This window comes from Maccoyibacter intestinihominis (assembly GCF_040096355.1).
In the GTDB taxonomy this organism is placed as follows: Bacteria; Bacillota; Clostridia; order Lachnospirales; family Lachnospiraceae; genus Maccoyibacter; species Maccoyibacter intestinihominis.
Genome location: NZ_JBBMEX010000002.1, coordinates 324134 through 344851, shown reverse-complemented (window position 1 = coordinate 344851; position 20718 = coordinate 324134). Strand labels below are relative to the sequence as shown.

Here is a 20718-nt window from a genome sequence, read left to right as displayed (position 1 = left end):
TATCCTGATTCTGTATCACTGTATCTTCCGCACGATCGCGGTTTTATGTCACTGTCCTTATTGTACAAAAAAAACGCTAAAAAAGCCAATAGTATTTTATTATTGGTTTTATTAGCGTGGCTAATTAATCTATGTGGTAAGTTTTGTTTTTCTTATAAAATATTGTAAGAAATTTTTCCCGGTTATCCTTCTATCCCCTCTGTTGCTGAGGCAACGACATCGGATACCTCCATGATCTCCGGGGTACCACCACCGTATTCTGCATCGTTTGCCACTTCATCCGGGTCCGGATTTTCTTCTTTTTTTTCATCATCCCAAAGGGAATCATACTCTTCTTTCTTCTTATTTTCGTTCAGCACTGCCATATTCTTTGCTGCCATATACAGTTCCATGCTGTATTCCATCAGTTTTTTCTCATCGGAGGCTGGTACTTTTGCACCCTTCATGATCCTTCGTGCCACTTCCATGATCTTTATCATATCCTCTGAATATTCTTCCATGGCCTCGCCCTGCTGCTTAGAAACCTCTGCATTAAATAGTGCTGTATGCTGTGCCATGATCTGTTCCATGGTCTTGCTGTACTCTTCATATTTTTCTGAAACAGCACGATATGACAGGTCTAAGGTTACCGCCTCTTTGGCAAATTCCTCTTTTCCACTTGGGGTTGCCTTTATTTTTTCATCTAATGCTTTTTTCTGTTTTGCTAAAGACTTTTTCTCTTCCCAAAATTCACGCAGTGGTGCGGAATAAGTCTTTCTTGCTTCACCGATCTTCATATGATCACATCCTTGTCTGTGTTTTTGAACTGTCGTGTTCTTTGTAATATTTTTTATGATATGCTTTCTCATGTTTCTATCTATATCATATGTATCGACCGGATGCAGGAATTTGATTATATGAAAAACCAAAAAGAAGATACCTGCCCTGCAGCAGATATCTTCTCCTAAAGATCCTATTTCTATTTTTTACAACTCACAATTATTAACAGTTCTTGGGAACGGAATGACGTCACGGATATTACCCATTCCGGTCAGGTACATGACACAACGTTCAAATCCAAGGCCGAATCCTGCATGACGGGTGCTTCCGTATTTACGCAGATCTAAATAGAATCCGTAGTCTTCTTCGTTTAAACCAAGCTCTTTGATCCGTGCAAGCAGTTTGTCGTAATCATCTTCTCTCTGGCTTCCACCGATGATCTCACCAATGCCAGGTACTAAGCAGTCCATTGCTGCCACTGTCTTGCCATCCTCGTTTAACTTCATATAGAATGCTTTGATCTCCTTCGGATAATCGGTTACAAAGACCGGACGTTTGAACACTTCCTCTGTCAGATAACGCTCATGCTCTGTCTGTAAGTCACAGCCCCAGGATACCTTATATTCAAACTTGTCGTTGTTCTTCTCTAAAATCTCGATCGCCTCTGTATAGGTCACATGTCCAAAATCAGAATTTAACACATGGTTCAGGCGGTCTAACAGTCCCTTATCCACAAAACTGTTGAAGAAATTCATCTCTTCCGGTGCATGCTCTAACACATAACGGATCACATATTTTAACATGCTCTCTGCTAAGATCATATCATCCTTTAAATCTGCAAATGCGATCTCCGGCTCGATCATCCAGAACTCTGCTGCATGACGGGTCGTGTTGGAGTTCTCTGCACGGAAAGTCGGTCCGAATGTATAGATGTTTTTAAATGCCATCGCATATGTCTCACCGTTCAACTGTCCGCTTACCGTCAAATTGGTCGGCTTATTAAAGAAATCCTTTGTATAATCTACGGTACCGTCCTCGTTTGTCGGCACATTGTCTAAATCCAATGTGGTAACTTTAAACATCTCGCCTGCACCTTCACAGTCACTTCCCGTGATCAATGGAGTGTGAACATATACAAAGTCTCTCTCCTGGAAAAACTTATGGATCGCATATGCGGTTAAAGAACGTACACGGAAAACTGCCTCAAACGTATTGGTTCTTGCTCGCAGATGAGAAATTGTTCTTAAATACTCAAAACTGTGGCGTTTTTTCTGCAGTGGGTAATCCGGTGAAGACTGACCTTCAATGGCAACCTCCTCTGCCTGGATCTCAAATGGCTGTTTTGCCTGTGGGGTCGCTACTAATTTTCCGGTAACGATGATTGCCGCACCGACATTTAATTTTTCTACCTCTGCAAAATTTTCTAAGCCATCTGCATATACAATCTGTAATGGCTCAAAAAAAGTTCCGTCATTTACAACAATAAACCCAAAATTCTTAGAGCTTCGGATGCTTCGCACCCAGCCGCCGATCGTCACTGTCTTATCCAGATATTCTTCCTGGTTCCGATATAATTCGCGTATATTTACCAATTCCATCTCTAATCCCTCTGTTCTATTTCTTACTTTCCTGTCGTTGTATCAATGGTATCCTTTACTTCTGCATTTTCAGAAGTATTGTCTGTATTACCTGTATCTTCACTTCCATCAGACTGTGTCTGTTCTGTAGTGTCCTCGGAAGTAGTCTCTACATATTTTACTTTTGCCTGTTTGATCAATTTATCTTTGGCTTCCTGCTCAATATACATACGTTTTACCATAGTTTCCGGATAGACGTCAAACAGATCATCCTTTTTATCAAATTTCAGGGTGCTCATCATCTTGTCTACGAATTTGTCATAATCCTCACCGCTGGCTTTGATCCCTTCTTTTGCAGCAACTGCTTCCCATACTAAATCGCTCTTGATATAGTCCGGCATCAGTTCTTTGAGCTGCTTGTTAAAATCATCCTCTGACATTCCATAGGTGTTCTGTAAGAAATCTGCAAATTCCTGATCCTGATATTTTGCCATTCCTTTATAATAGCTCTTTAATTCTTTGGTACGCTCTTTGGTCAGAGAATCCGGAATATCACTGATCTTACTGATCTCTTTTAACTTATCCGTTAAAGCATCTCCTACTGCTGAATTGTTATTGTTCTCTAAAGAATCGGATACATATTTCTTTAACTCTTCAACTGTAGATACTCCGTAATAATCGTTGTAATTGTCTTTGACATATTCATCGTTCAATGTATCATAAGTCGGATAACTCTCATCCTGAATGGAGTTGATCGTTACTTTAAAGACAACATCTTTTCCTGCTAAGTCCTCACTGCCGCAATCTTCCGGGAATGTCAGGTTCAGATCTACGGTTTCACCGACTTTTTTACCGATCAGACCGGACTCAAATCCGTCAATAAATGTACCGGAACCGATCTTTAAATTGTAACCTTTTGCGGAACCGCCGTCAAAAGCCTCTCCGTCTTTGGTTCCTTCATAATCAATATTTGCAACATCACCATCTGCAACGGTGTCTTTTTCCTTATTTTCCGTATAGATCGGGGCAGTTAAGAAATAATTCTCAATGGTCTCCTGTACACTGTTATCAGAGATTTCATAGCTCTTATCTACTTCCACTTCAATATTCTTATAATCCCCAAGTTTTACCAGTTTTTCTGCGCTGTCCACATTTCCTGTACTTGTACTGCTTTTGCTGCTACCACATCCGGATAAAGCCGCCACTGTAGAAATGCACAGAAAAAGTGCTATCATTTTTTTTCTCATAGTCTCTACCTTTCCTTACGATATTTTAGAACTTCACAAGTATTTACGATACCACACTTTGTGGGGATTGAAAAGATTCTTTCCGATAAATTAATAAAGATTTCACATATTGCTTTTTCTATAAATCAATGATACAATGAAAATCAAGTCTGATGATAAGGAGGTCTATATCGTGAGCCCATTAACAGTTGTACTAATTGTTATCGCCGTGGCTATGTTAGCTGCCGTCATCGCACTGTATTTCGTAGGAAAGAAAGCACAGAAGAGACAGGAAGAGCAGAATGAACAGTTAGCCGCTACTGCACAGACAGTATCAATGTTGATCATAGACAAGAAAAAGATGAGATTGAAGGATTCCGGTCTTCCGGCAGTTGTCATTGAACAGTCTCCAAAAATGCTTCGTCGTTCCAAACTGCCTATCGTAAAGGCAAAAATTGGTCCAAAAGTTATGACATTGATCTGTGATGCTTCTATCTATGACAGTATTCCTGTGAAAAAAGAAGTCAAAGCAGTGGTCAGTGGTCTTTATATTACCGAGGTAAAAGGACTCCGCGGTCCAATCGAAAATAAAGATGAGAAGAAGAAAAAGAAATTCTTCAAAAAATAGGACATGCTAAAAAGGAGCTACCACACCAGCTGATTGAAATCAGCAGTGTGGTAGCTCCTTTTTTATCTGTTTCTCTTTACTCGTAATCTAACATTGCATCCATATTTCCATGAAGCTGGTCTAAATATTCTTTCAACTCTCCGGAAACTTCCGGATTGCGAAGTGCAAATTCAATATTTGCCTGTAAGAATCCAATCTTGCTGCCCACATCATAGCGGTGTCCCTTGAAGTCATATGCATAGACTTCCTGCTGTTTTGCAAGACGTTTTAATGCATCGGTAAGCTGAATCTCGCCACCTTTTCCTGCTCCCTGTGTCTCTAATAATGGGAAGATCTCCGGTGTGATGATATAACGTCCTAATACGGCAACATGGGAAGGTGCATGTTCAGGGTCCGGTTTTTCTACCATATCATGTACACGGTACATACGATCTGAAACCCGCTCTCCATCAATAATTCCATATTTATTTACAACTTCTTCCGGTACCGTCTGAACGCCTAAAATACTCGACTGACATTCCTCAAACTGCTCGATCATCTGACCTAAGCATGGTGTTTTCGATACTACGATATCATCGCCGAGTAATACGGCAAACGGTTCATCTCCAATAAACTGTTTTGCTACTAATACGGCATGTCCAAGTCCTCTTGGCTGTTTCTGGCGGATATAATGTACATTTGCCATATCTGCGATCTCGCGTACCATTTTTAAATAGTCTGTCTTTCCGGTCTTTTCTAATTCCATCTCTAACTCGATAGAGCGGTCAAAATGGTTCTCAATGGTCTGCTTGCCTCTTCCTGAGATAATGATAATATCTTCAATACCGGATGCTACTGCCTCTTCAATAATATACTGGATGGTCGGCTTATCCACGATGGGAAGCATCTCTTTCGGCTGTGCCTTGGTTGCCGGCAGAAAACGTGTTCCTAATCCTGCTGCCGGTATAATCGCTTTGCGTACTTTCATATCTGTTCCTCCTATGCCTGTAGTTTAAAATCCCTTGCATCTTTCGATTTAATATTCATCTGTATCCGGCAATCTGCTAAATGCTCATAATTGGCTTCTAACGCGTATGCCACGTTTACGTTAATATTCTCTTCTGACTCCTCTACCTGTATTTTTTCCGCATCAATGCCGATAAACAGGTTTCCAAACGGCGTATTGTAATAAGTGATATTTTTCTTATTTTCTTCAAACACCATATGGACATTCGTCACACCTTTTTTCGTGACATCCAAAGAATCCTCGGTCAGCTTGATGATATTTTTCGTGCTTCCCTCAAATCCCTCCATGACTTCATCATAGATGATATAGTGCTTTCCGTTTTTCTTATAATAACTTCCGGCTGTTACGATCTCGACCGGCTCTGTTTCTGTCTCCTGTGCGAACTGTAATCCGCTGATGGTTACAATTACGTCTTTTGTCATATCAATACTCCTCTATCGGAATGAGCTGTGTCTGCTCAATGTCATATGGCAGAATAGAATTGGCAAACTGCATAAACTTCTCTGCCGCATCGCTGACATAGAACTGGTATTTTTCCTCCCCATCCTTTGTTTTTCCATCATTTGCAATTCCCTGCTCGGATAAAAGCCGTCGTAATTCCACGGCTGTCTCATAAGCCGGATTGACCAGATTCACGCCTTCTCCCATGATCTCCCTTACGGTTGAACGCAGCAGCGGATAATGGGTACAACCTAGGATCAGTGTATCAATATCTGACTCCTTAAACGGCTGCAGATAACGTTCTGCCACGGCAACGGTTACCGGGTCTTTGATCCATCCCTCTTCTACTAAAGGAACGAATAAAGGGCATGCCCTGCCCATAACCTGTGCATCCTTATTTTCTCTATGTATGGTTTTTGTATAAATCTCACTGCGGATCGTACCCTCTGTTCCGATGACTCCGATCTTTCCATTTTGTGTTGTCTGCGCCGCAACCTTAGCCCCCGGCTTTACAACACCGATAATCGGAATGTCTAACTCCGGTTTGATCGTCTCTAATGCAAACGCACTCGCCGTATTGCAGGCAACTACAATTGCCTTGACATTTTTTGTCCGTAAAAAACGGATGATCTGTCTGGAATATCGGATAATGGTATTCGGTGACTTACTTCCATACGGTACGCGTGCTGTATCTCCAAAATATACAATTCTCTCATCCGGTATCTGACGCATGATCTCCCGTGCCACCGTCAGACCGCCGACACCGGAATCAAACACGCCAATCGGAGCATGGTTCAAGTCACAATGTTCCGTCATGTTCTATTCCTCTCAAAATCTTTCTACTCTTTTCATTTTAACTGTTTTCCATAAAATATTCAAGTCAGCAAACATAAGCATTACAGATAATGATTGAGAAATGACAAATATTTAAACTGTATCTTATAGTCGCTGTCCTCTATAATAGAGTCATATTCTTCCTGTGTCAACACTTCCTGCAAAGATGTTTCGGCTTTCTCATCGATCACCTCATACATGCTCCCCTGAAAGCACATATTCGGATACATCACACACCACCAGTTTTTTCCGGCTCCTTCTCCGATAACCACTTCGACCGCCTCATAAGTTCCTGCCGGGAAAGAATATGCTCCATAGGTTTTGAACGGAAAATCCACCGGTCCGATAAAAGCATTTACAGTATATGATCTTCCTTCTTTGGCTATGACATCTTCAGCCACTTTTTCTATCTTTTTTAAATTGGCATTCGCTGTCTCTTCTGCTTCTTTTCGGTTCGTGACTTCTTTCATCTGATCTTTCATATAAAGCCCGACTGCATCACGGACTTTTAATTTCAATTCCTGATCTTCTCTGCTGTCACTGTTAGCGATCACATGAAAACGCAAAATTTTCTCTGCGATCTCCTTTTGCATTCTCTGTTCTCTATACATATGTATCATCGGCATCACTGCTAAAAATAATAGCAGGAAAAAGATTCCTTTTTTCCAGTTTTTATTCATTATTATTCCTTCTTTCTGACTCTTATCACAGGGATCCTGTCCGATCACTGTCTTTTGACCCCGGATCTGTTTGTCAGATACATCTTTCCCGAAAAAAAGAAATCCTAAACCTGTTTTATTTTAAATTTACCACCGATACCTCTGTCTCCACTTTGATCTGAAGATTTTTCTCATATTCCTCTCTTCGTTCTTCATAATAGACATAGCCTTTCCGATAGGAATTTCCAAGTTTTTTATAACTGTTGCTGATGTCAATCCCTTTTTCCAATGCCGCTTTTGCATCCGTATTTAACCGGTTCTGCAATTCCTCTTCTAACGTTCGTTCTAATGTCTCTTCATGCTTCCAGTCTGTTAAGGTTGCATTTTCCAAAGAAGCCGTACAGGCAAGATGTATCTTTATGATCGGATGCTCTATATTTTTTTCAAACTCATAAGACGGATGGATCTTTGTGATCCTCCACTCACAGCCTGCTGCATCCTGATAGGAAAATCCTTTGAGTTTTCCCTGTAACAGCATACTTTCCATGGCAAGTTCCGATGACACTCTCTCTTTTGCTTTTCCATTTCTTAACACATAAAATCCTGTCACCTCCGGCTCTTTATCTTTTTCTCCCAAAACCGGAATATACAGTGTTTCCATCTGATTCTGCCGCTCGTCATAGAGCCGTCCAAGTGTCATGATCCGCTTATCCTTATAGTCCTCATCACTCTCTAAAAGCTCCTCTAAATAAGTTCCCAACGGCTTTTCTAAGTTCTGATCCAGTCCAAATAAATGTTCCATTTTCAGGTCAGTCACAAACAGATACGTGTTCCTTGCCATCAGTTCCTGCGTCTTTGCATATTCTAAGAACTTCTGCAGTTTTTCTTCGTCCTTTAAAAATTCTTCACTTAAGATCAGTGCTTTGTTATGAGAAAAGTCGATACTCTTAGAGCTGTTTTTTTCGTAATTTTTCTGTATAGTAAAAAAATCCCTGCCCTTTTTAGAAGCCACTGCCGTATAACTACCGTCGGCATTTTCATTTGCAACCTCCGAAAGCACCGGAAAGTTAAAGACCACGCGGCATCCCTGTTTCTCACTTTCTAAACCGACCGCTAACGGAAAACTGCGGTTCTCCAGTTCATGGTCGCCACAGCCGCAAAGCAGCAGGGATAAGACCATAAGCATGAAAAACATTTTTCTTTTTTTATGCATGCTCCTTCCTCCTTTTGCGTTTTACCAGAATGTATGCCAGAATCGAAATCCCAATAGAAATTGGGACTGCTGCAAGATAAAACAACTGTTTTAAAAGCTGTAAAAAGAACAGGGACTCCCAACATCCTCTTGCAATGGCATAGACCAGAATTAAGATCAGAATGGACGGATATTTTTTATTTTTTAAAGAAAATGTATGCATAAAAATATTCACACTGTGAAAGATCATATGATCCATCAAAGCATACAGCGCAAAGAACCATATCCCCACCATCAATACGTCTAACCGCTCTAAAAATCTACCCGGCAATTCTACCATGCTCATAAGTGCCACAACTGAGAACTGCGTTCCCGCCAGTGCCTTTGTTCCAAAAATCCCCATCAGAAGCAGATAGATGAAAAAAAGCAGTCCACCGGTCACAAGAACTGCCCTTGCCGCCGTATTTCCCAATTTTTCCGGTTCTGCACAGTGAGGTCTTAAAAACAGCAAAAAAATGATCCAGGAAAAGATTCCAAATACCAGATAGGTACTGCCTAAAAAATCCATTCCACTGTCATACAAAAACGGCATCCACTTATCCGTATCCACACTTCCTACAGAAAATGCCAGCATGATCAGCAGCAGGACCGCCAGCGTCCAGTATATGATCTCATAGACTCTTCCGCGGCTTTCAATCCCTCCATAAATCCCATATGCTCCCAGTAAAAGGAGCAGGAGCAAAATGACCTCAAAGGATTCCTGCTGCAACAGATTTTTTAAGATCAGATGGCAGATCGTATATGCTGCAAAACCCGCGATACTGATACTGTAAAAGAAATAAAAGATTTCACAAAATTCCGTTCCTTTTTCCCCAAATGCTTCTTTTAAATAGGAAAAATAATCTCCCCGCATCTGCTTAAAATTACCGCCCAGAAGCCACAGCAGTAAAAACGTGCAAAATATGCCACACAGGATCGCAACTGCTCCGTCCACCCCACTCCTTCCTGCAAGGATATCCGGCAGCAGCAGGGATGCCATGCCAAAGATATTAAAAATGAGCAGCCGCTTTATCTGACGTAATGATATTTTTCCATTGTCTGCAAACATCTTACTCCTTCCAGCGCAGACGCGTCTTATTCCGTCTGCTCGCAAAAATCGGTCTTTTCTTCAGATAAAATAGCGGCATCCGAAACAGGGAATCCCGCTCATCCTGATAATTAGTCAGATCTGCTCCCGCAAATGGCATCAGATACGGAATACCAAAACTTTTCAGACTTGCCAAATGTAAAAATACAGCAAGAAGTGCTATCAAAAATCCAAAGAAGCCTAACCACGCACACATTCCGATAAAAAAGAATTTGAGAATACGGAAGGCTGCGGCAAATTCCTCGTTTGGTATTGCAAAGGAACAGAGTGCCGTAAAGGCAATGACGATCACCACGACCGGGCTTACAATATTCGCTTCCACTGCTGCCTGTCCGATGATCAATCCACCTACGATCCCGATCGTATTTCCCATTGCTCCCGGCAGACGGATGCCCGCCTCCCGCAACAGCTCAAAAGACAGTTCCATCAGGATCACTTCTACCACGGAAGGAAACGGTACGCCCTGTCTTGCCGCCGCAAAGGATAAGATCAACGTAGTCGGCAAGATCTGCGTATGGAAATTGGTCACCGCCAGATACAGTCCCGGCAGTGTCATTGCAAAAAAAGATGCCAGATAACGGATGATCCGTCCTAAAGAGGCAATTTCAAACCGGTTGTAATAGTCATCACTGGTCTGAATAAATGAGTTGTAATCCGTAGGCAGGATCAATGCCACCGGAGAATTGTCACAGAGCAGGATCACTCTTCCTTCTAACAGACACATCGCCGCACGATCCGGCCGTAAGGTTGTCTGGAACTGTGGAAACGGCGACAGCCACCGTTCCTCTGAAAGCTGTTCGATCACTCCGCTGTCCATCACGCCGTCAATCTCAAATCCCTCTAACCGCTTTTCAATCTCTGCTAACACAATGTCCGGTGCGATCCCCTCCATGTAGAGCAGACTGATATTCGTATTGCTTCTGACTCCCGCTTTTTTCTCCTTGACTTTTAGCTGTGGCGAACGGATCCTTTTTCGGATCAGTGCAGTATTTGTTTTTATGGAATTCGCAAAACCTTCGTTCGAACCACGGGCAACTTTTTCCGAATCGGTCTCTGACACTCCTATTCCCGGATAACCTTTATCCGAAACCTTGATCGCCCGTGCAAATCCATCGATCAAAAGCAATGCGGCACCGGATAACATCCCATTAATGGCGTCCTCCATATTCTCAAAATATGCCATATCCGACACGCCAAAGCTGTTCTGTTCTAAAGAAAGATAGACCTCTTCTTTCTCCATCGTACACAGCATATTGAGCATTTTTCCAAGTACCGTCTCATCTAACAGCATGTTTTCCACCGTTGTCTCGATAAAAGCCACGATACAGGAAATATTATGCTCTGTCCCTAAATGTATCTCATTATATTTCAGATCACTACATCCTTCAAAGAGATCAAACAGCACTGCACTGTCCTTTTGCAGATTTCCGGTTACCGGATGCTTCTCTTCATCAGGACGGTATTTTCTATTTTGTTCATCCATGTTCATGGTAATTCCTCCGAATCCTATAACGGTGTTTCCTATAAAGCAAAAAAGAGATAAGCTGCACTTATCTCTTTTAATATCTTCATATTCCAGCCATTTTATACCATAACGGATGATTCTTATCTGATTTCCCGCCTATTCCTGATCGCGGATGATCTGTTTCACTACTTTTGCCTGTTTTTCCACATGTACTTTCATGACTTCGATGACTTTTTCTTTTTCGTGTTTGTCTAATAACTCCAGTATCTTTCGATGCTCCTGTATCAGTGTCGGATATGCATTTTCATCTTTTAGATATTCCACACGATACCGGTAAATCTGCTCACGCATATTATCTAACATCGTTACTAACTTTGCATTGCCTGCCGCATGGTAAATCGTATCGTGAAACGCCACGTCGGCTTCCGCGATTTTTTTGATATCCCCCTGCTTGGTGCTGTTTTCAAACTGCAGCATCTGCTTTTCTAATTCTTTGATCTCTTCTTTTGTGATATTATCACAGGCAAGCCGGACTGCTAATTCATCTAAGACCTCACGGATCTGCAAAACATCTTTCATGTCTTTTTCGGTCATCCGTGCTACTTCCGCACCTCTGCGCGGGATCGTCACTGCCAACCCTTCCTGCTCTAACATTCGGATTGCTTCACGGATCGGTGTTCTCGATACTCCTAATTTAGATGCAAGCTGCAATTCCATCAAACGCTCCCCCGGTTTTAACTCTCCTTTCAGGATTGCCTCCCGCAGTGTATGAAATACTACATCACGCAGTGGCAGATATGCATCCACATTTAATTTTAAATTGTCTGTCATAAATCCCCCTACTTTCTGTTATTATAAATCGTTGTCAGATAGAGCTGCTTTGCCAGCCCGCTCTCTTTTACTGCACGATACGCTCTCTTCGCTGTCTTTTCATCTTCAAACAGTCCAAATACCGTCGGACCGCTGCCACTCATCAGTGCGTTGAGTGCCCCATGCTCTTTCATGATCTCTTTTAAACTGGCAATCTCAGGATAATATGCAACGGTTACTGTCTCTAAGATATTTCCCATATCCTGCGCCGTGCTCTGTAAATCCTTCTTACGGATATCTTCTAATAAACGGTCAATGTCAGGATGTGGCGGATCATTCTCTAAATGCAGATTCTCATATACGAATTTTGTAGAAACCGCAACCGATGGCTTCGCTACTAAAACCGGACATTTTGGCATCGGCGGAAGTGCTGTTAACTTCTCTCCGATTCCCTCTGCTAAAGCGGTTCCACGCATCAGACAATATGGCACGTCTGCTCCGATCTTTACACCACGTTCTTTTAACTGCTCCATATTAAGTCCTAAATCAAACATTTGGTTCATTCCATATAATGCTGCTGCAGCATCGGTACTGCCTCCTGCCATGCCTGCCGCAACCGGAATATGCTTCTCTAAACGGAACTCTACACCCTCTGTGATTGAAAACTCATCCATCAAAAGAGCTGCCGCCTTATGAATTAAATTGTTCTCATTGACCGGAAGGTAATACAGATTCGAGGAAATCTGAATCCCCGGCTCTTTTGTCTTTTTGATATGAAGACGGTCAAATAAGTGAATCGTCTGCATGATCATGCGAACCTCGTGATATCCGTCCTCACGCTTTCTCAATACGTCAAGTCCAATATTAATTTTTGCCAATGCTTTTAAATTTAACTCATCCATGTTTTTCTCCTGCACTTTGTATACAATATACTCTAACGTGATATTTTAAAAATGTCAAGTGACATTTCCTGCCGAGATCCGGGTGTCAAAAAGCGGCTCACAACTTAGTAGTTTGCAACTTGCACAAAACAGACTCGGCTTTGTGCAATTGTCAATACAAAAACCTGAAACCGCCTTTTGACACCCTAATCTGTAGAGTAAAAAAAGCGGAGAACCCCTTCGCCTTTTCCGTAAGAGATTACTCCGCTTTCCTGTCATCTGACCTCCCTGTTAGGATGTCTTTGATGATAAATTTTGATCATTATTCTTCTGTTTCTGTCTTAGCTGTCTCTGTACCGTTTTTCCATGCATCGAATTTTTTCATAACAGCATCATAGGTTCTGCCGGAGATATCCGGTAAGGATTTGCCCCATGCTTTGGTTGCCTGATCAAAACCTTTTTTGAATGCTGCGATCATTTCGTCTGCTTTTTCTGAATCACCGCCGGATAATGCTTTTGCAAATTCCACGATACGGTCAGAGGTCTGCTCTACGCCCCAGTAACCATCGTCTGCAATATCTTTTTGTGCCTGGGCTCTTACCTCAGGAGATACATTATATTTACCGCTTGCTAAGAATGACCAGATATCGTCTGCCTGTCCGATCTTCTTGCCCTGCTTCGTCATCATCTGCTCTACCATGCTGCGAAGCTGGTTGGTTCTGTTTGCTGTATCTGCTTTCATCTTTTCGATCAGTGCGGTATTTGTCTTTCCGCTTGTCTTTTTATAAGTTCCTGCATTTTCTACGGTCTTTGAACTTTTCTCATAGACTACTCCTACATCTTTGCCATAGGATTTTTCTGTCGTTGCCTCTGTATTCTCTTTTTTTGCAACTGCTTTGCTCTCATAAGCTGTTGTTGTATACGCCGCTGCTGTTACACTGTTAATTGTACTCATATCCATCCCTCCGTGGTTTTGCTGCGTTTTGATTGTTCCTGCTAAGCCGGCTCCGCCCACTTATGCTGCTTTCTTATATTATATATCGTACATTTCTTTCAATAGTTTAGTGTTTCTGCACTGTTTTAGACTTTTCTTTCAGATTTCTATTGCAGACTGTTATTTCAGGCCTTCCCGCCAGGATTTTACCATTGCAATCTCTGCCGCATAGCCCTCATCGTCATTCGGTGTCTCTAAGATGAACGGAAGTCCCTGCAGCTTTTCATGACATACGATCCTCTGCAATGCTTCTGGTCCGATCTGCCCTTCTCCTAATCTTGCATGACGGTCCTTGTGGCTTCCTAACGGATTCATACTGTCATTTAAATGTATGGCTTTTAATCTCTCTAATCCGATGATACGGTCAAATTCCTTTAACACTTCATCGAGATGTTCCACGATATCGTAACCGGCATCCCAGACATGGCAGGTATCGAGACAGACTCCGATCTTTTCCTTTAAATCCACCCGTTCTATAATTGCCTGTAATTCCTCAAAGTTTCTTCCGACTTCACTTCCTTTGCCTGCCATGGTCTCTAATAAGACGGTCGTCGTCTGCTCCGGATGTAACACCTGATTGAGCAGTTCTGCGATCAATGTGATCCCTGTCTCCGTTCCCTGTCCGACATGGGAACCCGGATGAAAATTGTAATAGTTTCCCGGTGTATACTCCATGCGCTTTAAATCATCGGTAAACATCGTATGTGCCAGTTCCCGAATGTCTTCTTTGGCTGCACAGGCATTCATCGTATAGGGTGCGTGTGCCACAATCTTTCCAAAGTGCTGCTCTTTTGCAATTTCTAAAAATTTTTCCACATCCTCAGGCTTAATCTCTTTTGCCTTTCCACCTCTTGGATTTCTGGTAAAAAAAGCAAAGGTTTCACCGCCTAATCGGACTGCCTGCTTTCCCATTGCCTCATAACCTTTTGCCGAGGACAAATGATTTCCTATATACATAAAGAATCTTCCTTCCTGTTTTTTTTAAGCATACCACATTCTGTTCCCGACATACAACGCCCTGCATATGATATAAAAAACTTTTAAGGATTTTCATATGTATTTATATATTGGTATGATTCTTCTGCTCTGTGTGCTGCTTTTTGTCCTGAGTTTGCTTTTCAGAAAGGCAAAGGCTGAAAAAATCTGTAAGATGAGCTGTCCGCAAAAACTGCAGATCATAGAAAACCTTGTGTTTCCTTTTGGGTATACCTATATTCCAAAAAGCGATTTCTTTTCTTCTTCCTTAGAAGCATGGCAGAGACGCTTTGGATACGCTGCCCTCTATGATAAGAGTGCTTCACATTTTCATATGGTCTTTAATGCTCTCCCGGTCTATTTTGACTATGACGGCCGCACCTGGCTCATCGAGTTCTGGAAAGGTCAGTACGGACTTCACACCGGCTGCGAGATCGGCGTCTATTGTTCTGACCGCATTTTAAGACCGGCAGAGCGTTCCGCGGAACTGTTCCATGCCGTATCGGATGAGGAGCTTCTTCCGATGTCCCTTGTCTTAAAACAAAACGATACGACCGTGGCTGCACTTTCCGGTATCCACTGGTGGCTGACTGCTTTTTGTCCGGGTGTCTTTTCTGATCCGGAGGATTTGACGATGGAGACCTCCATTACTTTTCCGGACCTTTGTATGGCATATGCTTTCCGGGATGCCCTTGAAAAAGAAGGTTATGATGTCTGTATCTGTGGTCTGAAGATCTGCTTTACGTTTTCAGACTGCAAAAACTGTTCTTTTTCCTGCCTGCAAAAATGCTACCGCAGATGGATCCAGTGGCAGAACCGCCTCTTATGCCGTCTGTTTCTGTGGTATACCAGACCATTTGACACTGCCTTAGACCGCATATTGTTTCTCTGTGAAAGTCTTCCTTTTGCTTTTCATAAGACACTTCAACTTCATAAAAGTAATCGTAAGATCCGGAGGCAGCTATGAGTTATCTATCCCGTATTGACCATGCCTTTTCCGATGCCCCTGTTCTCCCACTTTCGGAGAACGGGCGGTATGTCCTCTTTAGTGACTGCCACCGCGGCATCGGTACTTCTAATGACAATTTTTTAAAAAACCAGCATCTCTATTTTGCTGCTTTAAATTACTATTATCAACATTCTTTTTGTTATATTGAACTGGGGGATGGGGATGAATTGTGGGAAAACAGAAGTTTTTCCGCTATTCAGAATATCCACAGCAATGTCTTCTGGCTGCTTTCTCTCTTTTATGAAGAACACCGCCTGTTCATGCTGTTTGGAAATCACGATATTGCCAAGAAGGATTTTCATCCGTTTTCGGACTGTTGCTTTCACGAGGGTCTTCGTTTGAAAGACTGTGTCACCGGACAGGAACTGTATCTGACACACGGACACCAGGCAGATTTTTTTAATTCCACGCTCTGGCGGCTCTCCTGTTTTCTGGTGCGTTATCTCTGGAAACCGTTAGAACAATTCGGCGTACTCGACCCGACAAGTGCTGCTAAAAATTATAAGGTGAAAAACAAAACCGAACAAAGACTGCAGGAATGGACCAAACTCCACAAAAAAATCCTGATCACCGGGCATACCCACCGTCCCGTATTAGGTTCTAAAGACAGCCTGTACTTTAATACCGGAAGCTGTGTACATCCCCGCTGCATTACCTGTATCGAATTGGTTCATCGGGAATTGTCTTTAGTGAAATGGACACTCTCCACCAAACCGGACCGTACTCTCTTTGTCGCAAGAGAAGTGCTTGCAGGCCCGGTAGGACTTGATGATTTATTAAAATACTCTTAAGAGCTTACTTCCATTTTATCTCGTAGGTTTCGCCGGTTGCCTCTCCCATCCGGTTGACATAATCCGTGATCAGGTTCTTAGCTCTCTCTTCTGCCTGTGAAAGCAGCTCGTTATCTTCTTTGGCTGCTTTTTTCAGGTTCTCCTGTGCCGTCCTGATCGTCTTGGTCTGTATGTCTGCCGTGATCTTTCCGGCTCCTAACCCATGTTTTTCTACGACATAGGAATCCTCGGTCAGAGAATCTTTATCGACCTTGCAACTTAAGATCTCCGCCTTTGGAAGGGATATGGTAAGTGTATTTCCATCCACTTTCATATCGATTTTATCTATATCAACGCCTGCTTTTACGATTCCTGTATACTCTATCCAGAGCCGCCTGTCCGTATTCCACCACAACACCTTTTTCATAGTATCTGATTTTGCGACATTGTGATAATAACATTCTAATACCGCAAATTCTCCAATGGATTTGATCTGCTGTAATTCGATCTCCGGTTTCTTTTCGCTCTGCTCAGAAGTGCATCCCGCAAAGGAAAATGCCAGCATCATGACACATATGTAAATACTGATCCGCTTCTTCATCTGTCCTTCTCCTTATTTTACTTCTAACGTATATGCTTCTTCCTGCTGTGCTAACAGTGTTCCTAAAACTCCTTTGACAACATTTTTTGCATTCTCTTTTGCCAGATCTTTGATCTCCTCATTGTCCTTACATTCTTTGGTCACATCCGCAATGGCTGCCTGATATGCATCTTTGGACACACTTTCTGTCTGACTTCGTTTGCTCTCAAACATATAATCTAACGTTCCCATGTCCACATCGATGTCCTGAATCTGAACCTCCGGCAGGATAACGGTTACTTTTTTTGCTTCTTTCTCTATTTTGATCTTGATCTTATCGGTATCAATGCCTGCTTTTACCGTCGCATCATATGCCACATGGTATAGCACGCGCTCATCATTTTTCAGATCATACACATGTGCGATCCCATGATAAACTGCCTTACCTGTCGATAACTCACTGATATCCAATACTTTTTCTAAGGTTGTCTTACTGATGACCGTAGTCGTCTCTTTTCGTCCTTCTTTGATATGAAAAGCCGTCCATACTCCTGCTACGGCTATGACTGCAAGGAGCAGGATCAGAATAATGTATTTCACCGGCTTTTTCTTTTGTTGCTTTTTCACGTTTTTTCCTCCTAAATGAATCTGTCTAATACTTTCCGGATCGGCCGGTATAAGATCAGCATCAGTACAAAATTAGAAATCCCATGCAAGATATCATAGGGGATTCCGGCAATCCACCATGCAAATGCCGTCTTTATTCCACCAAATCCCAAATATACCAGACTGCACAATCCGCCAAACATCAGACCATAGATGCCGGAAAAAACTGCCCAGAACCATACTGATCTTTGTTTTTTTAAAAATAGTGTCAATACGCAAAGCAAGGGCCAGATGTATAAATACATGATGACCCATATTCCCATTCCCCAGATCAGACATTCCACACCGACAAAGGCAAAAGCTGCATAGAGCACTTTTTTGCCAAATGCTAAGGTATAGAGTATCAAAAGGAATGTAACCAGTTCCACATTCGGGATAAATGACAGGGATAGTTTTGCCGCTTCTAAAGTTGCGATCATCATTCCGATGTAAGCGACATCGCGTACTGTCAATGACCAGGAAGATTTATTCTGCAGCATTTTTTTCATAAGACAGTGTGATCTCGTCTTTATTCCGGACTGGCTGTGTATCAATACCGTTCTGCGCATATTCGCCATTCATATACAATGCCCAGTAAGCACCGTCCTTGTTGTAATCTGCTTCTAATCCGTTTACTTTTTCAATATAGAGCCCATAATCGGATTCACTGCCTTCTAAGGTAAAATCTTCCGTCTTTTCTAACTCCTCCAATGCGCCTCTGACATACTCCGCATCGGTATAGCCTTCATAGACTTTTTTGTCTCCTTGATCATCCTGTACGGTCAGTGTATAACTCTTTGCACCCTGTGTGGTCTTTGCTCCGAATACTTTCCAGCATCCGAATAAGACTGCTATCACAACTGCAAACAATACGACGCCTAACACTATTTTTTTCGTGTTTTTCGTATTCTTTGTATTCTCTTCCATTGATTAAATCCTATACTCCTGTTTATTTATTTTTACCGCATGATCTTTCACTAGCAGGCAATGATCACGCCGCCGTCATTGGCATACAGGGAGCTGACTCCTGCTGTATCCAGTACAAAAATATCTTTAAAGTTTGCCGCTTTTTCTAACTTTTCTTTGACCAGTGCGGCTCTCTGCGGGCAGTTGCAGTGGGCAATCGCAAGGATTTTTTCTTCACAGTTCTTTGTCTTTGCAACAACCTCCTGCACCATTTTTTCTAATGCTTTATTCATTCCGCGAGCCTGAGAAAGCTGACAGATTGCCCCCTCCGGAGTCGAACCCATGACCGGCTTGATGTTCAATGCTCCTGCCACAAGCGCTTTCAGATTGCTCAGACGTCCGTTTTTACGCAGCGTATCTAAGGTCTCTAATACAAAAAATGTATGCTGTGTCTCGATGTACCGGTCAACTTCTTTGACCACATCCTGAAACTCCATGCCTGCTTCCTCACATTCCTGAATCTTCATGGCAATCAGTGTCTCTCCGATCGAGGCTGATTTCGAATCAAATACATGGATATTCTTATTCTCATTTTCTTCTAAATAGAGCTTCTTACCAAGTTCGGCACTGTTATAGGAACCGCTTAACCGGGAAGAAAGCGTGACTGCATAGACGTTCTGTGCCTCTCCTTCAAACGCTGTCATATAGCGCTCCGGGGAAGGACAGGTAGATTTCGGGCAGTTCGGACTCTCCTTCACTCTTCTTAAAAATTCCTTCTGGTCAAAACTCTCATCATCCACAACATGATAATCGTCCACATCCAGCTCTAAGGACGCTGACGCAAAATGAATGTCACTCTTCTGCTCCGGCTTTAATTCTCCACAACTGTCTACTACAATTTTATAGCTCATAAAAACATCCTCATTTCTCTTTTTCTATTGCTCACATTTGTTATTAAAAAATATATTATCTTTTTTCTTTTTCTATAACATGTAGTTTTTAATACTACATTATATTAGCACAAACCAATACGTTTGAAAAGAGTTATTTCTATATTTTAAAAATTTTTAAAAAGATATACTTAAAATTTTCTGTTCCTTATTCTCGATATAGTACATTGTAGTGATTCCGTCGCAGTAATTTGAAATTTTTTCATCATGGATAAAAAACTGTACTGCCTGCTCATAAAGCTCCGGTGTCGCAAACTTCACTGACACCTTCTTTTGTCCGTTCTCCCATGCCGCAGCATATTTTTCTCCAATCGCATCCGGGTCCCATTGGTCAAAGTAAAGCCCCTCATGTACATAATAATTGTCCGCTGTTGCCGTACATTCCGGCAGCGTATAGATGGTATCTGCCTGATGGGAAGTGCTGATCTCCTCACTGGTAATTCCCAAATAATTGTAATTTACATACTTTTCTGCGGAACGGTCTTTGCCATAATAACGGGAATTGCCCCAGGTGGTATCCAGATAGTAATAATCTCCGTCCATCCGTACCAGATTCCACGCATGCGCATCTCCGTCAGCTTTTCCTGTCACGATCGCACATTGGATATTCAACAGACGTAACAGATACTGCGTTGCACAGGCATATCCCTGACAGACCGTTTCCCCATTTAAAAATACGCTGATGATATTCTGATTATTCTCTGCATCCGGATTGTAATCCACCTGTTCGATCAGCGTTTCAAACACATACTTTACTTTTTCATAATCGGAAGCCTCCGTTGGAATGCCGGTAAGCAGTTCCTCCACGCGGCTGTCGATCTGCGCCTGGATCTCTTCCCGCTCACTCTGCTCCATCGTGTAGCTTGGTGAAAAATCCATACCTATGATATTATCCCCTCTGCTATGCTGGGTATACATATAGCCGGATACCCAAAACAGACCGCCGTAGTCTGCATTTACCGCATTATAGGCATTGTCTAAAACTTCCTGTTCGGTTGTCGATACTGCCACACTTTCTTTATTTTTTAAAATTGCATCCAGTACCTCATCATAGACTTTCTTCGTCTTTTCATCCAGTGTCTGATATGCATAGGCTTCTGTCGAAATACTCTCTACTTCTTCCGGCTTTTTGATCTCTTTGGATGCCTGCTCTGTGATGGTATCCGCTGCTGTTTTCCAGTCAACCGGACTGCATCCCGTTATCAGACAGAGCATTGCTAAAAACAGAATACCTATCCTGCATTTTTTCCACAGCTCCACGCTT

The 20718-nt window shown here is 42.3% G+C and carries 23 protein-coding genes; 3 read left to right on the top strand and 20 right to left on the bottom strand.

The window, feature by feature from the left end:
• Positions 1–182 precede the first annotated feature (182 nt).
• The 3 genes from WMO43_RS03650 to tig all read right to left on the bottom strand — a co-directional run bounded on the left by WMO43_RS03650 (position 183) and on the right by tig (position 3583).
• A complete protein-coding gene (locus WMO43_RS03650; RefSeq protein ID WP_177963321.1) occupies positions 183–776 on the bottom strand; it encodes a hypothetical protein in 594 nt (197 codons plus the stop codon).
• A gap of 189 nt (positions 777–965) precedes the next feature.
• The gene (gene asnS / locus WMO43_RS03645; protein ID WP_353530004.1) at positions 966–2357 is read right to left on the bottom strand and encodes an asparagine--tRNA ligase; all 1392 of its coding nucleotides are present in this window, start codon (positions 2355–2357) and stop codon (positions 966–968) included.
• A gap of 23 nt (positions 2358–2380) precedes the next feature.
• Positions 2381–3583 carry a trigger factor gene (gene tig, locus WMO43_RS03640; protein ID WP_353530001.1) on the bottom strand — a complete coding sequence of 401 codons (1203 nt, stop codon included), beginning with the start codon at positions 3581–3583 and terminating at the stop codon, positions 2381–2383.
• Between the two features lie 172 nt (positions 3584–3755).
• Between tig and WMO43_RS03635 the strand changes: the two genes are divergently transcribed.
• Entirely contained in the window at positions 3756–4190 is a 435-nt protein-coding gene (locus tag WMO43_RS03635) for a hypothetical protein (protein ID WP_177963318.1), read from the top strand.
• 76 nt (positions 4191–4266) lie between these two features.
• Here WMO43_RS03635 and galU read toward each other — a convergent pair whose 3' ends face one another.
• From galU to WMO43_RS03580, 11 genes are all read right to left on the bottom strand, one after another.
• Entirely contained in the window at positions 4267–5157 is an 891-nt protein-coding gene (gene galU / locus WMO43_RS03630) for a UTP--glucose-1-phosphate uridylyltransferase GalU (protein ID WP_177963317.1), read from the bottom strand.
• 11 nt (positions 5158–5168) lie between these two features.
• Positions 5169–5618 carry a YwiB family protein gene (locus WMO43_RS03625; RefSeq protein WP_177963316.1) on the bottom strand — a complete coding sequence of 150 codons (450 nt, stop codon included), beginning with the start codon at positions 5616–5618 and terminating at the stop codon, positions 5169–5171.
• 1 nt (position 5619) lies between these two features.
• Complete coding sequence (gene murI, locus WMO43_RS03620; RefSeq protein ID WP_353529998.1) at positions 5620–6453, bottom strand: glutamate racemase; 834 nt, start codon at positions 6451–6453, stop codon at positions 5620–5622.
• 80 nt (positions 6454–6533) lie between these two features.
• Positions 6534–7151 (bottom strand): stage II sporulation protein R, encoded by a 618-nt coding sequence (spoIIR, locus tag WMO43_RS03615; protein ID WP_353529995.1) that lies wholly within the window; start codon positions 7149–7151, stop codon positions 6534–6536.
• Between the two features lie 115 nt (positions 7152–7266).
• A complete protein-coding gene (locus WMO43_RS03610; RefSeq protein WP_353529993.1) occupies positions 7267–8343 on the bottom strand; it encodes a Ger(x)C family spore germination protein in 1077 nt (358 codons plus the stop codon).
• A complete protein-coding gene (locus WMO43_RS03605; protein ID WP_353529991.1) occupies positions 8336–9430 on the bottom strand; it encodes a GerAB/ArcD/ProY family transporter in 1095 nt (364 codons plus the stop codon). Before WMO43_RS03605 ends, WMO43_RS03610 begins: the two co-directional genes overlap by 8 nt.
• A gap of 1 nt (position 9431) precedes the next feature.
• Positions 9432–10958 carry a spore germination protein gene (locus tag WMO43_RS03600; RefSeq protein ID WP_353529989.1) on the bottom strand — a complete coding sequence of 509 codons (1527 nt, stop codon included), beginning with the start codon at positions 10956–10958 and terminating at the stop codon, positions 9432–9434.
• 132 nt (positions 10959–11090) lie between these two features.
• Positions 11091–11765 (bottom strand): GntR family transcriptional regulator, encoded by a 675-nt coding sequence (locus WMO43_RS03595; protein ID WP_353529988.1) that lies wholly within the window; start codon positions 11763–11765, stop codon positions 11091–11093.
• 8 nt (positions 11766–11773) lie between these two features.
• On the bottom strand, positions 11774–12646 hold the full coding sequence (ispE, locus tag WMO43_RS03590) for a 4-(cytidine 5'-diphospho)-2-C-methyl-D-erythritol kinase (protein WP_353529986.1): 873 nt from the start codon (positions 12644–12646) through the stop codon (positions 11774–11776).
• Between the two features lie 301 nt (positions 12647–12947).
• Positions 12948–13580, bottom strand: coding sequence for a hypothetical protein (locus WMO43_RS03585; RefSeq protein ID WP_353529984.1), 633 nt, complete (start codon positions 13578–13580; stop codon positions 12948–12950).
• A 159-nt stretch (positions 13581–13739) separates the two neighbouring features.
• Complete coding sequence (locus tag WMO43_RS03580; protein ID WP_353529983.1) at positions 13740–14576, bottom strand: deoxyribonuclease IV; 837 nt, start codon at positions 14574–14576, stop codon at positions 13740–13742.
• Positions 14577–14673: 97 nt separating this feature from the next.
• Between WMO43_RS03580 and WMO43_RS03575 the strand changes: the two genes are divergently transcribed.
• Both WMO43_RS03575 and WMO43_RS03570 read left to right on the top strand, forming a co-directional pair.
• Positions 14674–15561, top strand: a complete 888-nt coding sequence (locus WMO43_RS03575; RefSeq protein WP_353529982.1) for a DUF4474 domain-containing protein — start codon at positions 14674–14676, stop codon at positions 15559–15561.
• Positions 15558–16394: a metallophosphoesterase family protein gene (locus WMO43_RS03570; protein ID WP_177963306.1), complete on the top strand. Its 837-nt coding sequence runs from the start codon at positions 15558–15560 to the stop codon at positions 16392–16394. The genes WMO43_RS03575 and WMO43_RS03570 overlap by 4 nt, the downstream gene beginning before the upstream one ends.
• Before the next feature lie 4 nt (positions 16395–16398).
• On the opposite strand, the gene WMO43_RS03565 is transcribed toward WMO43_RS03570, so the two are convergent.
• The 6 genes from WMO43_RS03565 to WMO43_RS03540 all read right to left on the bottom strand — a co-directional run bounded on the left by WMO43_RS03565 (position 16399) and on the right by WMO43_RS03540 (position 20714).
• A complete protein-coding gene (locus WMO43_RS03565) occupies positions 16399–16974 on the bottom strand; it encodes a DUF4230 domain-containing protein (RefSeq protein WP_177963305.1) in 576 nt (191 codons plus the stop codon).
• Positions 16975–16986: 12 nt separating this feature from the next.
• Positions 16987–17580 carry a DUF4230 domain-containing protein gene (locus WMO43_RS03560; RefSeq protein ID WP_353529979.1) on the bottom strand — a complete coding sequence of 198 codons (594 nt, stop codon included), beginning with the start codon at positions 17578–17580 and terminating at the stop codon, positions 16987–16989.
• Positions 17581–17591: 11 nt separating this feature from the next.
• Positions 17592–18107 (bottom strand): hypothetical protein, encoded by a 516-nt coding sequence (locus tag WMO43_RS03555; RefSeq protein ID WP_353529977.1) that lies wholly within the window; start codon positions 18105–18107, stop codon positions 17592–17594.
• Positions 18085–18525 carry a DUF4430 domain-containing protein gene (locus WMO43_RS03550; protein WP_353529976.1) on the bottom strand — a complete coding sequence of 147 codons (441 nt, stop codon included), beginning with the start codon at positions 18523–18525 and terminating at the stop codon, positions 18085–18087. Before WMO43_RS03550 ends, WMO43_RS03555 begins: the two co-directional genes overlap by 23 nt.
• A gap of 50 nt (positions 18526–18575) precedes the next feature.
• A complete protein-coding gene (locus WMO43_RS03545) occupies positions 18576–19415 on the bottom strand; it encodes a DegV family protein (RefSeq protein WP_353529975.1) in 840 nt (279 codons plus the stop codon).
• Between the two features lie 156 nt (positions 19416–19571).
• Entirely contained in the window at positions 19572–20714 is a 1143-nt protein-coding gene (locus tag WMO43_RS03540; RefSeq protein ID WP_353529973.1) for a transglutaminase domain-containing protein, read from the bottom strand.
• Positions 20715–20718: the final 4 nt, after the last annotated feature.

Coding starts and splice junctions, on each gene's coding strand:
- WMO43_RS03650 (WP_177963321.1), bottom strand. CDS start 776: ATGAAGATCGGTGAAGCAAGAAAGACTTATTCCGCACCACTGCGTGAA.
- asnS (WP_353530004.1), bottom strand. CDS start 2,357: ATGGAATTGGTAAATATACGCGAATTATATCGGAACCAGGAAGAATAT.
- tig (WP_353530001.1), bottom strand. CDS start 3,583: ATGAGAAAAAAAATGATAGCACTTTTTCTGTGCATTTCTACAGTGGCG.
- galU (WP_177963317.1), bottom strand. CDS start 5,157: ATGAAAGTACGCAAAGCGATTATACCGGCAGCAGGATTAGGAACACGT.
- WMO43_RS03625 (WP_177963316.1), bottom strand. CDS start 5,618: ATGACAAAAGACGTAATTGTAACCATCAGCGGATTACAGTTCGCACAG.
- murI (WP_353529998.1), bottom strand. CDS start 6,453: ATGACGGAACATTGTGACTTGAACCATGCTCCGATTGGCGTGTTTGAT.
- spoIIR (WP_353529995.1), bottom strand. CDS start 7,151: ATGAATAAAAACTGGAAAAAAGGAATCTTTTTCCTGCTATTATTTTTA.
- WMO43_RS03610 (WP_353529993.1), bottom strand. CDS start 8,343: ATGCATAAAAAAAGAAAAATGTTTTTCATGCTTATGGTCTTATCCCTG.
- WMO43_RS03605 (WP_353529991.1), bottom strand. CDS start 9,430: ATGTTTGCAGACAATGGAAAAATATCATTACGTCAGATAAAGCGGCTG.
- WMO43_RS03600 (WP_353529989.1), bottom strand. CDS start 10,958: ATGAACATGGATGAACAAAATAGAAAATACCGTCCTGATGAAGAGAAG.
- WMO43_RS03595 (WP_353529988.1), bottom strand. CDS start 11,765: ATGACAGACAATTTAAAATTAAATGTGGATGCATATCTGCCACTGCGT.
- ispE (WP_353529986.1), bottom strand. CDS start 12,646: ATGGATGAGTTAAATTTAAAAGCATTGGCAAAAATTAATATTGGACTT.
- WMO43_RS03585 (WP_353529984.1), bottom strand. CDS start 13,580: ATGAGTACAATTAACAGTGTAACAGCAGCGGCGTATACAACAACAGCT.
- WMO43_RS03580 (WP_353529983.1), bottom strand. CDS start 14,576: ATGTATATAGGAAATCATTTGTCCTCGGCAAAAGGTTATGAGGCAATG.
- WMO43_RS03575 (WP_353529982.1), top strand. CDS start 14,674: ATGTATTTATATATTGGTATGATTCTTCTGCTCTGTGTGCTGCTTTTT.
- WMO43_RS03570 (WP_177963306.1), top strand. CDS start 15,558: ATGAGTTATCTATCCCGTATTGACCATGCCTTTTCCGATGCCCCTGTT.
- WMO43_RS03565 (WP_177963305.1), bottom strand. CDS start 16,974: ATGAAGAAGCGGATCAGTATTTACATATGTGTCATGATGCTGGCATTT.
- WMO43_RS03555 (WP_353529977.1), bottom strand. CDS start 18,107: ATGAAAAAAATGCTGCAGAATAAATCTTCCTGGTCATTGACAGTACGC.
- WMO43_RS03550 (WP_353529976.1), bottom strand. CDS start 18,525: ATGGAAGAGAATACAAAGAATACGAAAAACACGAAAAAAATAGTGTTA.
- WMO43_RS03545 (WP_353529975.1), bottom strand. CDS start 19,415: ATGAGCTATAAAATTGTAGTAGACAGTTGTGGAGAATTAAAGCCGGAG.